This is a genomic window from Paenibacillus sp. LHD-38 (genome assembly GCF_031157315.1).
Lineage (GTDB): Bacteria > Bacillota > Bacilli > Paenibacillales > Paenibacillaceae > Pristimantibacillus.
Genome location: NZ_JAVIFU010000007.1, coordinates 78,018 through 91,934, shown reverse-complemented (window position 1 = coordinate 91,934; position 13,917 = coordinate 78,018). Strand labels below are relative to the sequence as shown.

Genomic DNA, 13,917 nt, shown 5'->3' with positions numbered 1-13,917 from the left:
TTATTCGGAACATTTGCTACGGAATTGCGACATATCCGCGATTTCTATTGTAGTTTGTTACTCGGCTTCGTGTCATTTTCAAGTATCATGTTTATTATTTTCGACATACTTATTTCGACAGCATCTTCAGAGCTTTTGTGGTACTCCCTCTGTCAGAATAGTTGTCGTACCCTAATGCAACGAATTATACCGCCCAACAATGAGTCCGCAAGTCAGATCGCAAGGGATAGCTGACTATCTGAAACGACGCTGTATAAGTGGAAAAAGCAGCTAGAGCGAAAAAAATCGCTTACTTTAGATTTTTTTTGGCATGAAACAATACAACAGCTTGAGGTTTAATAAGATTTCCACCATGTTCTTCAATCGCTTCTTTAATTTCCCCAAACAATTCAAATCGCACATTGTCGGAAATTAGTCTATGTCTGGAATTAGTGTTTAATAAAGAGATATATTCATTAGCTGTATAGGTGTGATTACATATGTATTGCTTTACTTTTAATTCCTTAAATAACCCCTCCTTTAGAGTTAAAACTGACCTTTCATCAATAATTTGTTCAATGGTTGGATTTTTTGAATCATCTAGTTGAGGGGCATATCTCTTATAACTTTCCCGAATTCGATTAGAGACATCATCAAAAGACGGGACATGGACGGTCCAAAAGAATGCTATAGAGCCTTCCTCGCTGAGCAGGTCGAAGACCTTGCGATAGCCAACTTCTTGTGGCTGAATAAAATGAAAAGCTGTACCGGATATAGCCAGGTCAAAGTTACTCTTTTCACTCTGCCAAGTTTCAAATGGGGAATTGATTATGTTAACATTGGGTCTGTTTTTAAATTTTTCACGAGTAAGTTCCGCTAAATTTTGACCTAATTCAATACAAGTCACATTATCAAACCCTAAATCTACAAAACCTTTCGTTGCCAGACCTGTGCCACTGCCGATTTCAAGTATGGAATCGCCTTCCTTGATAGCCGTGAACTCCAAGATGTCAGTAAACAACTGATCCGGATAACTAGGTCTGTACTTATCGTATTCCCTTGCAATTTCGTTAAAAGTGTTTTTTCTTTCCATCTCAAAAACCTCCCATATTTACTTCGTATTGCCACACAAGCTGTCCCTTTCTGACTTTTGCTGCATAGATGATTTGCCCTGTATGATAATGGATTTCTCTCACCATCGCTATCATAAGATTAAGAGCTATCGTCTCGTTATTTACTTGGCTGTATGTAAGAGGCGGTAAATTAAGAAAGGGTTGTGACATCAATAACTCCGGGCTAGATTTGAGACATTCAAGATATTTAAAGCATCCCTGGTCATTATTATGGCTTGTTCTTTTGACATTTCTAGACCTTTTTCAAATTCCTTCTCGCTATCTCTTGTGTCGGGAATATCTAAGAGGATTGTTTCAATTCGAGAGTGTACCGCACCTCTAATGTGTGCAACGATATCCATTGGCAGCCCCCAATAACTCAGTATGTGTATAATTTTACCAAACATACGTTCTCAGTACAATGGAAATTAACAATCACTACTACTGCGTTATCCTTCCCGTTAACTCAATGCCCAGCAGTATATTTGTACAATAACCTATATTTTGTGAAGTTGTAAAAAGGAGCTGCCGCGGCAGCTCCTTCATCGTTTGTCTAGAGTTCTTCATTGAGTTTTTAGAACCATATAATCCTCATCAAAATACTGCCCTTTATACTTTAAGGCGTTTTGTTCCACACCGTATACCTTAAACCCTATGGAGGTGTAAAGTTTTTTTGCAGCGTGGTTTTCAGAAATGACTGCTAAGTTTATTTGCTCTAGTCCATCACAAACTTTTGCCTTTCTACTTAGTTCAAGCATTAGGGATTTCCCTACCCCTTGCCCTCTTCCTTCAGGTGCTACATACATCCCAAAAACATTACCTTTATGAGAAGTTTTTAGACCATTCTCCCGAACAAATCCAACGCTTCCAACGAGCGAACAACCATCATCAAAAGCTCCCAGAACAAACTTGTCCTTGGTGGGTTTTATTCGCTCTATTACAGTCTCCAGTGAAAATTTTTCTTCTCTCTCATACGTCGAGCCAAAAGCCTCAGGATTGTTTTTTAGGGCATTTAATCGCAGATCCTGATACAATCCAGCATCTTGCTCATCCAAAACTCGAATAATCATTAAGTTCCCTCTTTTTCTTTATTAACCAACAATAATCTTTAGTACTGTGATTGTTACTTAGCCATTTTCGCTATTCTTGTTGAGTGTGAACTTGTACTATTTAATCTATTGCTCACCCTTGAATTCTGGAATTCAGTATCTCTAAATAGTGGGAGTTGTACATAATACCCAGCACGTTACCAAATGGATCAGTGACGGAAGCCGTGATGAATCCCTCCCCACGGTGTACTAGCGGTTCGTACTCTTCCGCTCCCATGGCCTTCAAATTGCTAAGTGCAGCTTCTATATCATCAACATGCCAATACATGATGGCACCACCGGGGCCAGCCGTTCCACGCGGAGGAGCAAAACGGCGATCGATCAGACCCAGTTCGTGCTGGTAGTCACCAAGGCGAAACTCGGCATACACTAGTTGACCATCTGGTCCTGAGCGTTCGAAGTAAGGTGCACTGCCCAGCAGCTCTGAATACCACGCCTTTGCCGCCTCCATATCATCCGCCCAATAACTGATAGTCGCAAATCCTCGCAATGTTTGTAATTTGCTCATATTCAATTTCCTCCTAAGATCATTTTAGTACTGGTCTCTATTACGATTATAAGCTACCGTTACTGACAAGGGTATGTCAGTGTTTCTGTTTTTCTATCAATCGTTAAAAAGGGGATGCTGCCAACCTGGCAGCATCCCCTCTATCGTATGTTCTTCTACTAGATTTCATAACTGGCTAATCGATTTAAAAATTGAATGGCACGTGCGCTCTGAGGATTTTCCAAAACTTTCTCCGGCGGCCCTTCTTCAATAATAACTCCGTCAACCATAAGAATGACGCGATCCGCTACATCCGCTGCGAACTTCATCTCGTGAGTGACGATTATCATCGTCATCCCATCTGCTGCAAGCTGCTTAATAACCTTGAGCACCTCGCCAACCAATTCAGGATCCAGCGCTGATGTCGGCTCATCGAACAGCAGCACCTCGGGATCAGTAGCCATTGCTCTGGCAATGCCAATCCGCTGTTGTTGTCCACCTGACAATTGATGCGGGTAAAATTCAGCCTTATCGGCCAAGCCAACCTTAGCCAGCAGCTCTGCGGCGCGTTGCCGAGAGTCTGACTTGCTCTTCTTCTGCACAGTCACTTGCGCTTCCATAATATTCTCAATAGCTGTTTTATGTGGAAAAAGATTAAACGACTGGAACACCATACCCGTTTGCTTGCGTAGGGCTACGGCTTCCTTCTCCCGAACTTTCTTCCCCGCCTCAAAATCCAACGTTTGCTTACCGACCGTTAATATGCCTCGATCAGGCACTTCTAGAAGATTGAAGCATCGAAGCAGCGTCGTCTTGCCGGAACCTGAGGGGCCTATTATCGCGAGCACTTTGCCCCTCTCCAACGTCATATCAATTCCTTTCAGAACTTCCAATGATCCGAAGGACTTATGCAAATTGCGAATTTCAATCATCTATACTCTCTCCCTTAGCTTGCGGAATACCGCGCCAATCGTTTCTCGGTAACATTCTGCAGCCATGACAGTACTGAGCAGAACAAAAGATAGATGGCCCCAGCGGTGCAATAAATCAGAAGAGGCTCGTACTTAGCTGCGTTAATTTGTTGCGCTACACGGAACATCTCCACATAAGTAATGGTAGCTGCAAGAGACGTATCCTTTACTAAGCTAATGAACGAGCTGCCAAGCGGCGGAATCGACACGCGAGCCGCCTGCGGTAAAATGACTCGCCGAAGCGCCTGCCACCTCGTCATACCTAGTGAATATGCTGCTTCCCATTGGCCTTTCTGGATCGACTGAATCGCTGCACGTACGATCTCGGAGCCGTAGGCGCCTACACTGAGCGTGAAGCCGATGACAGATGCAGTAAACGGATCTAATATAACCCCCACATAAGGAAGACCATAGAAGATAATAAACAATTGGACAAGCAGCGGAGTTCCGCGAATGATCCATACATAGAAGCGTGCAACAAGCCGCAGTACTCTTATGGTGGATAGTCTTGCAAGAGCAGTAGCAACAGCTAAAATGAGACCAAGAGTAAATGAAACTAAAGCTAGCGGAATCGTAAAAAGTACCCCTGCTTTAAGCAGGGGCAGCAGTGAATCTATAAGAATCTCTATTTGACGATCAGTCATATTATAAGCATCCTTTACGCCTGTGAGCTGTTAGTCAGCATGGCAGCATTCATTATTTGGAGACGTCTGCTCCAAAATATTTCTCGGAGATTTTTAAGTAAGTGCCATCGCTCTTCATCTCGGCAAGCGCGCCGTTTACCGCCTCAATCAAAGCTTCATTTCCTTTTCTGAAAAGAGCGGCGTTCTTGGCTGCATCCGGTGCTTCAGCAACAATTTTAAGCGGCAGGTCAGGCTTTTGTTTCTTTAAATCCAAGAAAGATATTCCGTCATTTACGGTAGCATCGATACGCCCCGAAGCAAGCAGATCGATCGCTTGGTTGAAACCATCCGTCGTTACAATCTCTGCCCCATTCTCGCGAGCAATATCAGCGAGGTTGCTTGTTAACGACTGTCCTGCTTTTTTGCCTTTCAGGTCCGCGAACGTTTTAATATCCATGTTATCTTCAGCAACGATCAATACTGCTTTGGAAACGATATAATCATCAGAGAAATCATATTTCTCTTTCCGTTCATCCGTAATGCCCACTTGGTTGAAAATAGTATCAAAGCGCTCAGCATCAAGGCCAGCGATAATGGAATCCCACGAAGTCTCAATGAATTCAGCCTTCAAGCCAAGCCGCTTAGTAATCTCTTCTGCGATCTCGACATCGAACCCGGTGAGCTTGCCTGACTCATCATGAAATGTAAATGGCGCGTATGTGCCCTCCGTACCGATACGGAGCTTGCCGCTCTCTTTAATCGCATCCCAAGCCGCTTGTCCCGGTGCTGCCTCCGCAGTTGGGCTTACCGCTGGCTCCTGGGTGCCTCCATTGCTATTGTCTTTTTTGGCGCCGCAAGCTGCCAGAAGCAATACGGTAAGTACTATCAACAGTGTTAGTGTGCTTAATCTCTTCATGTTATTACCCCTCGCTATTCTTATCTGTAATGTATGGACATGTTGACTACATGAATATTATAACGCAGGTGGTTTTGTGTCAACCCTTTTATCCTAGTATTCATATAAGAATTGTTTATTTAAAAGATTTGTAATGATAAAATCATTATAACCATGTACAAAAAGGCATAACCTTATTTTAACAAAAGCGTTGTCCCATAAGCCTTTTAGGGTTTTATTCCGCCATTAAAATGCACTAAGCCTTCAAATCTCTCATAAGCCCCCTTCAATCAAACGTATATTAACATAGATTTGTTCCAATGTGCACGCAAAAAACATTTATACACTTCTGCCCGTTTGCTTAATAAAATGAACAGGCCACCGCAGTGCCTGCTCATCCCATTATGTTATTCAACTATAGTTACCTCAAAAAAGCCGCTGATTAATGCTAGAGTGAGCCTATACTGTTTCTATCCTTTCACTTGCTCCCAAGCCTGTTCGATATCCGCAACGAGCTCCCGCGGATCTTCTATGCCGACATACAATCTAACGATCGCGACCGGCTCATCTCCGGCTTTCTCGTCGATCATATGGCGATTAACCGTTATTAGGCTTTCAAATCCGCCCCAGCTTACACCGATTTTGAAAAACTTCAGCTGGTTTGCCCATTCCTTCATTCGTTCGGCAGGCTCATTCAACAGAAAGGAGAACAAACTCCCGGACCCCGACATCTGGCGCTGCCCCAGCTCATACTGTGGGTGGGAGGGCAAGCCCGGATGGTTGACGCGGGAGACAAAGCTTAGCTTTGCGATATGCTCAGCCACATAAAGTCCGCTCTCTTCATGCCGCTGCATGCGCAATGGCAGCGTCCGAAGGCCTTTCGCTATGAGCGCCGCCGTTTGCGGAGTCATAATGCCGCCAAGCAGCATATACTCATTATTCGCAATCCGATCTACAAGCTCATTCGAGCCCAGCACGACGCCGCCGATACAATCGCTGTGCCCGCCGATATATTTAGTGATGGAATGCACCACCAGATCAATTCCCATCGTTGTCGGGTTTTGAAAGCATGGTGTCGCCCAAGTATTGTCGATGATCGTAACGGCGCCTATGCTATGGGCCAGCTCCGCGCATTGCTTTAGGTCCTGCAGCTCAAAATACATCGTCGTAGGACTTTCCAAATAGAACAGCTTCGTATTGGGACGCACGGCACTGCGCCACTCTTCATTCGAGCTGCCGTCGATAAACGAGGTTTCCACGCCAAACCGGCTCATATAAGAGCGTAGAAACTCCTTTGTCGGGCCGTACGCCTGATTAACGCAAATGACATGGTCGCCTTGCGAGACGACTGACATAATCGCCGAGGAAATGGCAGCCATTCCCGAAGCAAAACATTTGGCGGACTCGGCTTCTTCCAAATCCGCCAGTTTCATCTCCAAATATTGAACCGTCGGGTTGTTCCCGCGCGAGTAGATGTGATGGCTTTGCTGCGCTTTCATCGCTTCGTCGAACTGTTCGTAGCTCGGAAAGGCAAACAGGCTGTTCTGATAAATCGGTACATGTATAGCGCCATGATGTCTGGCATCCAGCGGATCATAAGCTGCTTTGGTGAACTTATTCTCTAGTTTGCTCATCCTTTTTCCGCTCCTTGCGTCAAACCTTCCACAATGAATCGTTGTGCGAAAGCAAACAATAAAATTGTTGGAATGATCGATAATACCGCCCCAGCCGACATCGCGCCCCAATCCACGTCAAATTTCAGGATAAATGAGTTCATCGCTACCGGCAGTGTCTTAAGCGCGTCGTTATCGATGAACATGACCGCCAGAAACAGCTCATTCCAGTTTTGAACGAAAGCGAATATAAATGTCGAAGCGATCCCCGGCAGCATGACCGGAATAATGATTCTCACCAATGCCGTCCACCTCGAGCATCCGTCGATCATCGCTGCTTCTTCCAGACTCGACGGGATCCGCTCGAAGAAACCGCGCAGCATGATGGTCGAGAAAGGGATGAGGCCAACGGTGTACATAAGAACGAGCGAAATCCGGTTATTGATTAACCCCATATTGCTCATCATCAAATACAGCGGTGCAAGGGCAACAAAGCCGGGCAGCATTTGCGTTGCAAAGAATGCGAGCATGATTTGCCTATGTCCCCGAAACTTAAAGCGGGCGAGCACATATGCGCTTAATGTAGCGATAACGAGTACGATTACCGCCGAAGTAATGGCTACTAGCAAACTGTTGCCGATGTAAATGTGGAACTTTGATATTTTGAAAATATGAATGTAATTGTCCAGCGTAAATCGTTCAGGCCAATATTTCAACGGATATGAGAATATATCCTTCTGCGGCTTGAGCGATGTGATGACGATCCAATACAGCGGGAAAACCATGACCAGCAAATAGATGGCCAGATAAATGACTTTGGACACTCCAAATAGTCGCAGCTTCATTAGAAATCCCCCGCTTTCTCCGCCTTGGTGACTGATAGGAAGAAGATCGTGTAGAGCAGCAAAATAACGATCATAATGATGCCGATGGCAGAGGCCGCTCCGTAATCTCCTGCGTAAATAATCTTATCCAGCATCAGAGAAGAGAGAATATGCGTGCTGCCTGCAGGTCCCCCGTTCGTCAATCCGTATATAATCGTCGGATCGTTGAAAATCCAAATCGCCCTTAGCAGCGTGGTCGCGATGATCGTCGGCATAATATAAGGCAGCGTGACATTCCACAGCTTGCGGAAGCTGCTTGCGCCGTCCATAACCGCCGCTTCATAAAGTTCAGAAGGCACGGATTGCAAAGCTGCCAAAAGCATGATGGCGAAGAACGCTACGCCATACCATACGTTGGCGATAATGACGGATGTCATCGCCCAATTCGGGTCCGACAGAAAGCCGATTCGCTCATGGATGATGCCTAGTTGGAGCAAAATGTCGTTAATGACGCCGATCTGAGAATTGAACATCCACTTCCATATCATCCCGATCAGGAAACCGGACAACGCCCAAGAATAAAACACGAAGCCTTGGTAAATCCCCCGCCCCTTGAACGGCTTCTTGAGCAGAAGCGCAAGCGTAAACCCGAATAAAAATTGAAAAATGAGCGAGAAGAACACCCAGTAGGCGCTATTCTGCATAGCCATTAATAATTTTGGGTCGTTAAAGGCATTTTTAAAGTTGTCCAGCCCAATGAAGTGGACATTTCTCAAATCGAAAAGCTTGTAATCCTGGAAAGCCATAACGATCCCTTTGAGAAAGGGGTAATAGGTGAACGCCAGCACAAGCAGTAAGGCGGGAATCAACCCAGATAGAATAAACACCCTTTGTTCTTTCATTTCCGCACCGCCTTTCGTGGATAAAGGATGATGGGCAGCAACTATTTCGCCACCCATCATAATTACACACCCTTATTATTTTAATTTCGCTTTCTGATCAACCCAGTATTCGTCCCATTTCTTAAGCGTATCGTCAAGGTTTGAACTGCCGAGCAGCAGCGATTGTCCAGACTCCATCGCAACTTGGCCCCATTGTGCGTTGCCCGGATATTGGAATGCCGGCTTGAAGTTTACGAACACATCTGGATTGTTGGACATATCAATGAGCGTTTTGTACGGGCCGGTTTTGAAAAACTCGTCATCCGTAGCATTGGTATGGATCGGAATCAATCCGTAATCCTTGGAGAACGCTGTGTTTGCGTCAGGGCTTGATAGGAATTCAATCAGCTTCCAAGCCTCTTCCTTATGCTTGGATTGGGATGCGATTCCCCATCCGGCTCCGCCAGCTGCGAACAGCGCTTTACCAGTCGGCCCGGTTACGAGTGGAGCCGTTGCCCAAGTGCCTTCGGTCATCTTCTCCTGCAAGGATTGGATAACGTCCGGATCCTGCAGCAGAATGCCGGTTACGCCTGAAGTGAATGCTTGTACTTGCTCTTGGAAGCCCCAGTTGATTGAATCCGGAGGCGAAGCGTCCTTGTAGAGCTTCAGGTACAGCTCCATGCCTGCTTTCGCTTCAGGCGTGGAATAAACAGTTGAGCCGTCTTTCGTAAACATGGAATCGTCCAGGTTCACTTTGTCTCCGTTGTATGCGAGAATGATAGCGTCCGTAGTACCCGTGGAGCCAGCGCCGCCACGGAACGAGAAACCGAAACGGTTTTTGGCAGGATCCGTTAATTTTTTCGAAACCTCGTACAGTTCCTCCCAAGTTGTCGGAGGATTTAGACCCGCTTCTTTCAGCCAGTCCGTACGGTAGAACATTTGTCTTTCATAGAGGCCGTTAGGCACAAAATACAGTTTGTCACCTATCGAGCCGACCGACTTGGATACGGCGCTCACCGTAGCGAAGTCGCTCCATTTGTCAGTGTAAGCGTTAAGCGGTTCGAGATACTCGTTGTTCACGTATTCGGCAACGTTCAAATCCCGTGCTTCTAGAACGTCAATCTGTTCGTTGGATGCGAGCATCGTTCTGATTTTGTTGTCCGCCTGATCAAATGGCGGCGAGATGAATTCTACTTTAATGTTCGGATTGGCCTCCTCGAATTTGGTGACCATTGCTTGAATCAATTCGGTTCTCTTGGGACTTGTCAAACTTTCAATCATGCGAAGCGTGATCTTCTCGCCGCCAGCGTTTCCGCCTTCATCTTCGTTCTTACTGCCGCATCCCGCCAATAGACCGATCGTCAATACGGCACATAACAGCGAAGCCAACACTTTATTGCGCGTTCTCATCGATTAAAATCCCCCTTTAAATCACATGTATCATACAGTCATCCTGTCTGATAGGTTGATTATATTGAAAGCGCTTTACCTTGTCAACACATAATAAAGCGCTCCTCGTTAAAAGCTTTTGATCTTTTCTTCGATGCAATCCATCATTTTGTTAAACTCCTCAAGCGCCCTTTCCGTATCATGGGCGGCAACAGCATCGAACATCGTGCGATGATAGGGGTACGTCTCGTCGAAAAGCTGTTTTTCGCCTAACGGCTCATTGAAAAACTTCTCGTATAATCCAGAGATGGAATCCATCACGGTCTCGAGAATCGGGTTGTGGGCGGCCTTGATAATGTAACGGTGGAAAGCAAGATCAATCTGGGACGTATCCTTGCTGCTCTCCTTCAAAGCCTGGTACCGCTCAAGGCATAGCTCCAATTCCTTGATTTGGGCCACCGTAATGTTCTTAGATGCCAGCTCCACCGCCTTGCCTTCCAGCGCTCTGCGGATGTCAAGCGTGTTCAGCAAGTATTGGCGCTCCCGCTCGATTTTAACTTTCCCCGTAAAGCGGAACGTGTCGACATCCCGGACAAAAATGCCCTTGCCGTTTTCCACGCGAACGATATCAATTGCCTCCAAGTATCGCAAAGCTTCCCGCAGCGAGGAACGGCCGACGCCGAACATTTGCGTCATTTCCTCAACGGACGGAAGCTTGTCCCCTTCTTGAAGATCCTTCTCTTGAATATAATTTTGAATTTCCTGGGATACCAATTCATGCACAAGTATTTTTTGAATTTTCGCCATAGCCCGCTTCCCACTCCTCACCTTACTACCTATCCGATAGGTTAACCTTAAAGTAAATCTTAAGTTAACGTTCTATTAATGTCAATTGAGGACAGCACGCAAGCGGCTAAGAAAAGCTTCAAAGCGCTATAGAAAATATTTTTCTAAAAGCTACCCCTACTATTTTCTAAAAGATGGGGCAGTATATTTCCCTTCAGAATTCTGCTCATCCTTCTTGTAAGGCGTTATATGCCGGGCAAGGTATGACCCTTGCGGATCTTTAAACAAAAAACCGCCCTGTCTCCAGAGCGGTTCCTCGTATTCGCGTATAAATCTCTTTCACTTATGAAACCGGAATTTCTTTTTCCATGATAAAATCATCCATGACGAATCCATTCCCGATATCCGCAATTTGTTCTCGTACGGTCTGGAACCCTTTTTTCTCATAAACCGCAATAGTGGATTCGTTATGACGATTAACAGTCAGCCAAATATGGCTTAGATTTCGGTCTTTGCACAGCTGTTCAAGGAATGCCGACGCTTGGCTGGCATAGCCGCGTCCCCGGTGCTCCTTGCCTATATAAAACTTGCTCAGAAAAAGCTTTCCCTCTTCTTGTCTGACCGACATATATCCGACCGCAGATCCATCCTGATGGATGAAGTAATATTCGTATCCCTGATGATGGATCTGATCCTTAATCGCTGGAATCGATTGGAATTTGCCAATCATGTATTCAATCTGGTCTATTGTAATAATGGATACATAATATTCGCGCCATATTTCTGCCGCCAACCGAGCAACCTCAGCGATTTCTTCCGCTGTATTCACGTGTGGAAATATAAGCTTCATGACATTTGTCCGCCTTTCCTTGATCTCTCACTTCATACTTTCAATAGAATATCATAAATTTCAGCAGAAGGTTTAGTCGCAATTAGCGAAGCAAAAGGCAGTTTAAAGTACATTGCATTTATTTCACTTCTAATTCCAAAAATGATGTATAAAAAGCCAAACAATCCACAAAATAACTTTACATCCAATTAAGGAGTGAACATACATGAGCAGAAAAAGTTTAGTTGTTCCACAAGCACAAGCAGCATTAGACCACTTGAAATATGAGGTAGCACAACAGTTTGGAATTCAATGGTCTCCAGATGGTTACAATGGGAATATGACTACTCGTGATGCAGGTACTATTGGTGGAAACATCACAAGAGCATTAATTCAAATTGCAGAACAATCCCTTAGCTCAGGAGCCAGAAAATTCTAAAAAATAGCCCTCCTCAATCTCATAAAGAGACTAGGAGGGCTATTTAATTTTTTCTATTCATTGTTTTCAAGAAAATCAAAATCGCTGACTGGTAAATTCGTTGTAAAGCGTAACAAAACGAAACCGCGTTGCCCCAGCCCAGGCGGGATGCCCGGGCTTCTTCATTTTTCGTTAGACGCCTCGTCCGGCATCAGCTGCCACAGCCGATCGATCGATTTCTGCTCCACCTGCAAGAACAGATGGGCGGTCGAATACCAGACATATCCATTTTGGAACAGCCTGAGCGTGACAACGCTCTGATCCGTAAGCCGCAGGTGGAGGAACCGTTGATCGGGTTCATCGAAAATGCCTTCGTTCTGCAGCACCTCCTGCTTGATCGGCTTGGCTTCGCCGACCGCCGCCAGAAAGGCGGAGATTTCCGGAGTATCCGATGATTGTAGTGCCTGCTTCTCTTCTTTACCGTAATTCCAGCTGCCAAATGATTCCCATGCGGCCGATTGAATCCGTCCATCAATCCGAAGCAATCCAAAGATGTCCTTTCCGCTGTAGACGCGAATGCCGTTCAGGCATTCATAGAACTCCGAGATGACGTCGCCATTGTCCAATTGTTTATACGACATAATGCGAAACTTCGGGTCGTACCCCGTTACGGTGTACATATCGATCTGCCCGATGTTCGAAGCGAATTCGGTGGCGAAGGCGTCCTGCTTGCTCCACTCGTCGATCGTTCCGATCGTCTGGCCAAGCTTGTCGCCTACGAGCGGCACCGCGTCCTCCGGCGCTATCTTAGTATCCGTCTGCGTGTAGATCCGGCCTTGGTAAACGACAAGACCGATCATATCTGCGCTCTCGGGCTGCCGATCCGGCAGATCGATTCGCGGGATCACGATCCCGCCGCCGGATTCCTCGCCGGCTTGGCGTCCGGTCTGGACAGTGCCCAACTCCGGCGTTTGTTCCTTCGCTTGTTCGTGAGTTTTCATGCCGCAGCCGGTTAGCGCGACAGCCAAGTAAAAGCCCGCTATTTGCACGGACTTAATTCGGACTATGTTCTTGTCTTTCGACATAACTTTTTGCATCCTTTATTCGATAATGTTAGGCATGCCCCAGTCACTTCCACATGCGCCCCGCGACGAAATATGTTTTAATATACCAAAGGAGCGTGATTCAATGGACATCAAATCATTTCTATATCCCAAGAACGAGGTCTCTTACCTCATGACATCCTCTAATATGAAAGAAGCCATGGATAAATTGGAGGCGAGCCATTATACGGCCATTCCGATCTTGGACGACAATGGCTTATATTTCGGAACGTTATCCGAGGGCGATTTGTTATGGAAACTGAAAACGACACCCGGCCTCTGCTTCGATACGATGCACGAAATTCCTGTCGTCTCCATCAAAAAACGGATGAAGGTCGAATGCGTCGCGATCAGCGCCGATTTGGACGATATGCTGGCGCTGGCGGCCGATCAGAACTTCGTTCCGGTCGTAGACGCCGATCGCGTCTTCCTCGGTATTATTCGTCGCAAAGATATAATTGAATACTATACCCGAAATATTGCTGATTAGTTGGAAAGACCTGATCTTGCGGATCATGAAGGCTGCCGTTCGCCGGCAGCCTTATATTTGTTCTTAATGTTTATTGAGCTATCGTGCCCGTTAGTGCAACCATCCTTATATATATTTTGTTACATTTCAGAACCCATATTTCCTCTTACTCGCTAGTCAAAACAAACCCATTTTGAACCCACTCAAGTAATGATGATTCTGTTGCAAAGAACACAGCTTGTGCGAGCTGCGTACTCAGGACCTGATAGTTATCGAAGCCGATTACTGGAGACTCATCTTCCTAGGCCGATAATTCAATAATGGGGATCAATCCCTTTCAGCATTTTCTTCTATCATACGATTCGTATTCGCGATTATTACGGTTATACCGTCTTAAAAAAAACGGTTTACAAAATTCTTCCGTCGGAT

16 protein-coding genes are annotated in these 13,917 nt (G+C 45.7%); 2 read left to right on the top strand and 14 right to left on the bottom strand.

Annotated features, from left to right (window positions below):
• Positions 1–289: 289 nt before the first annotated feature.
• From RCO25_RS08185 to RCO25_RS08125, 13 genes are all read right to left on the bottom strand, one after another.
• Positions 290–1,072, bottom strand: a complete 783-nt coding sequence (locus RCO25_RS08185) for a class I SAM-dependent methyltransferase (protein WP_308995650.1) — start codon at positions 1,070–1,072, stop codon at positions 290–292.
• A gap of 189 nt (positions 1,073–1,261) precedes the next feature.
• A complete protein-coding gene (locus RCO25_RS08180) occupies positions 1,262–1,453 on the bottom strand; it encodes a hypothetical protein (RefSeq protein WP_308995649.1) in 192 nt (63 codons plus the stop codon).
• 201 nt (positions 1,454–1,654) lie between these two features.
• Positions 1,655–2,161, bottom strand: coding sequence for a GNAT family N-acetyltransferase (locus tag RCO25_RS08175; RefSeq protein ID WP_308995648.1), 507 nt, complete (start codon positions 2,159–2,161; stop codon positions 1,655–1,657).
• 112 nt (positions 2,162–2,273) lie between these two features.
• On the bottom strand, positions 2,274–2,708 hold the full coding sequence (locus RCO25_RS08170) for a VOC family protein (protein WP_308995647.1): 435 nt from the start codon (positions 2,706–2,708) through the stop codon (positions 2,274–2,276).
• 158 nt (positions 2,709–2,866) lie between these two features.
• A complete protein-coding gene (locus RCO25_RS08165; RefSeq protein ID WP_308995646.1) occupies positions 2,867–3,619 on the bottom strand; it encodes an amino acid ABC transporter ATP-binding protein in 753 nt (250 codons plus the stop codon).
• 14 nt (positions 3,620–3,633) lie between these two features.
• Positions 3,634–4,302 carry an amino acid ABC transporter permease gene (locus tag RCO25_RS08160; protein ID WP_308995645.1) on the bottom strand — a complete coding sequence of 223 codons (669 nt, stop codon included), beginning with the start codon at positions 4,300–4,302 and terminating at the stop codon, positions 3,634–3,636.
• Between the two features lie 52 nt (positions 4,303–4,354).
• Positions 4,355–5,197 (bottom strand): amino acid ABC transporter substrate-binding protein, encoded by an 843-nt coding sequence (locus RCO25_RS08155; protein ID WP_308995644.1) that lies wholly within the window; start codon positions 5,195–5,197, stop codon positions 4,355–4,357.
• A 449-nt stretch (positions 5,198–5,646) separates the two neighbouring features.
• Positions 5,647–6,810 carry a trans-sulfuration enzyme family protein gene (locus RCO25_RS08150; RefSeq protein WP_308995643.1) on the bottom strand — a complete coding sequence of 388 codons (1,164 nt, stop codon included), beginning with the start codon at positions 6,808–6,810 and terminating at the stop codon, positions 5,647–5,649.
• Positions 6,807–7,634, bottom strand: coding sequence for a carbohydrate ABC transporter permease (locus RCO25_RS08145; RefSeq protein ID WP_308995642.1), 828 nt, complete (start codon positions 7,632–7,634; stop codon positions 6,807–6,809). Before RCO25_RS08145 ends, RCO25_RS08150 begins: the two co-directional genes overlap by 4 nt.
• On the bottom strand, positions 7,634–8,575 hold the full coding sequence (locus tag RCO25_RS08140) for a carbohydrate ABC transporter permease (protein ID WP_308995641.1): 942 nt from the start codon (positions 8,573–8,575) through the stop codon (positions 7,634–7,636). The genes RCO25_RS08145 and RCO25_RS08140 overlap by 1 nt, the downstream gene beginning before the upstream one ends.
• Positions 8,576–8,590: 15 nt before the next feature.
• Entirely contained in the window at positions 8,591–9,904 is a 1,314-nt protein-coding gene (locus RCO25_RS08135; RefSeq protein WP_308995640.1) for an ABC transporter substrate-binding protein, read from the bottom strand.
• A gap of 108 nt (positions 9,905–10,012) precedes the next feature.
• Complete coding sequence (locus RCO25_RS08130; RefSeq protein WP_308995639.1) at positions 10,013–10,690, bottom strand: FadR/GntR family transcriptional regulator; 678 nt, start codon at positions 10,688–10,690, stop codon at positions 10,013–10,015.
• A 322-nt stretch (positions 10,691–11,012) separates the two neighbouring features.
• Positions 11,013–11,519, bottom strand: a complete 507-nt coding sequence (locus tag RCO25_RS08125) for a GNAT family N-acetyltransferase (protein ID WP_308995638.1) — start codon at positions 11,517–11,519, stop codon at positions 11,013–11,015.
• 205 nt (positions 11,520–11,724) lie between these two features.
• Here RCO25_RS08125 and RCO25_RS08120 point away from each other — a divergent pair, with 205 nt between their 5' ends.
• Positions 11,725–11,937 carry an alpha/beta-type small acid-soluble spore protein gene (locus RCO25_RS08120; protein WP_308995637.1) on the top strand — a complete coding sequence of 71 codons (213 nt, stop codon included), beginning with the start codon at positions 11,725–11,727 and terminating at the stop codon, positions 11,935–11,937.
• 161 nt (positions 11,938–12,098) lie between these two features.
• Here the strand turns inward: RCO25_RS08120 and RCO25_RS08115 are convergent, their stop codons facing one another.
• Positions 12,099–13,001, bottom strand: a complete 903-nt coding sequence (locus RCO25_RS08115; protein ID WP_308995636.1) for a hypothetical protein — start codon at positions 12,999–13,001, stop codon at positions 12,099–12,101.
• 103 nt (positions 13,002–13,104) lie between these two features.
• Here RCO25_RS08115 and RCO25_RS08110 point away from each other — a divergent pair, with 103 nt between their 5' ends.
• Positions 13,105–13,509, top strand: a complete 405-nt coding sequence (locus tag RCO25_RS08110; RefSeq protein ID WP_308995635.1) for a CBS domain-containing protein — start codon at positions 13,105–13,107, stop codon at positions 13,507–13,509.
• The last annotated feature ends 408 nt before the right edge of the window (positions 13,510–13,917 follow it).

Coding starts and splice junctions, on each gene's coding strand:
- RCO25_RS08185 (WP_308995650.1), bottom strand. CDS start 1,072: ATGGAAAGAAAAAACACTTTTAACGAAATTGCAAGGGAATACGATAAG.
- RCO25_RS08180 (WP_308995649.1), bottom strand. CDS start 1,453: ATGGATATCGTTGCACACATTAGAGGTGCGGTACACTCTCGAATTGAA.
- RCO25_RS08175 (WP_308995648.1), bottom strand. CDS start 2,161: ATGATTATTCGAGTTTTGGATGAGCAAGATGCTGGATTGTATCAGGAT.
- RCO25_RS08170 (WP_308995647.1), bottom strand. CDS start 2,708: ATGAGCAAATTACAAACATTGCGAGGATTTGCGACTATCAGTTATTGG.
- RCO25_RS08165 (WP_308995646.1), bottom strand. CDS start 3,619: ATGATTGAAATTCGCAATTTGCATAAGTCCTTCGGATCATTGGAAGTT.
- RCO25_RS08160 (WP_308995645.1), bottom strand. CDS start 4,302: ATGACTGATCGTCAAATAGAGATTCTTATAGATTCACTGCTGCCCCTG.
- RCO25_RS08155 (WP_308995644.1), bottom strand. CDS start 5,197: ATGAAGAGATTAAGCACACTAACACTGTTGATAGTACTTACCGTATTG.
- RCO25_RS08150 (WP_308995643.1), bottom strand. CDS start 6,810: ATGAGCAAACTAGAGAATAAGTTCACCAAAGCAGCTTATGATCCGCTG.
- RCO25_RS08145 (WP_308995642.1), bottom strand. CDS start 7,634: ATGAAGCTGCGACTATTTGGAGTGTCCAAAGTCATTTATCTGGCCATC.
- RCO25_RS08140 (WP_308995641.1), bottom strand. CDS start 8,575: ATGATGGGTGGCGAAATAGTTGCTGCCCATCATCCTTTATCCACGAAA.
- RCO25_RS08135 (WP_308995640.1), bottom strand. CDS start 9,904: ATGAGAACGCGCAATAAAGTGTTGGCTTCGCTGTTATGTGCCGTATTG.
- RCO25_RS08130 (WP_308995639.1), bottom strand. CDS start 10,690: ATGGCGAAAATTCAAAAAATACTTGTGCATGAATTGGTATCCCAGGAA.
- RCO25_RS08125 (WP_308995638.1), bottom strand. CDS start 11,519: ATGAAGCTTATATTTCCACACGTGAATACAGCGGAAGAAATCGCTGAG.
- RCO25_RS08120 (WP_308995637.1), top strand. CDS start 11,725: ATGAGCAGAAAAAGTTTAGTTGTTCCACAAGCACAAGCAGCATTAGAC.
- RCO25_RS08115 (WP_308995636.1), bottom strand. CDS start 13,001: ATGTCGAAAGACAAGAACATAGTCCGAATTAAGTCCGTGCAAATAGCG.
- RCO25_RS08110 (WP_308995635.1), top strand. CDS start 13,105: ATGGACATCAAATCATTTCTATATCCCAAGAACGAGGTCTCTTACCTC.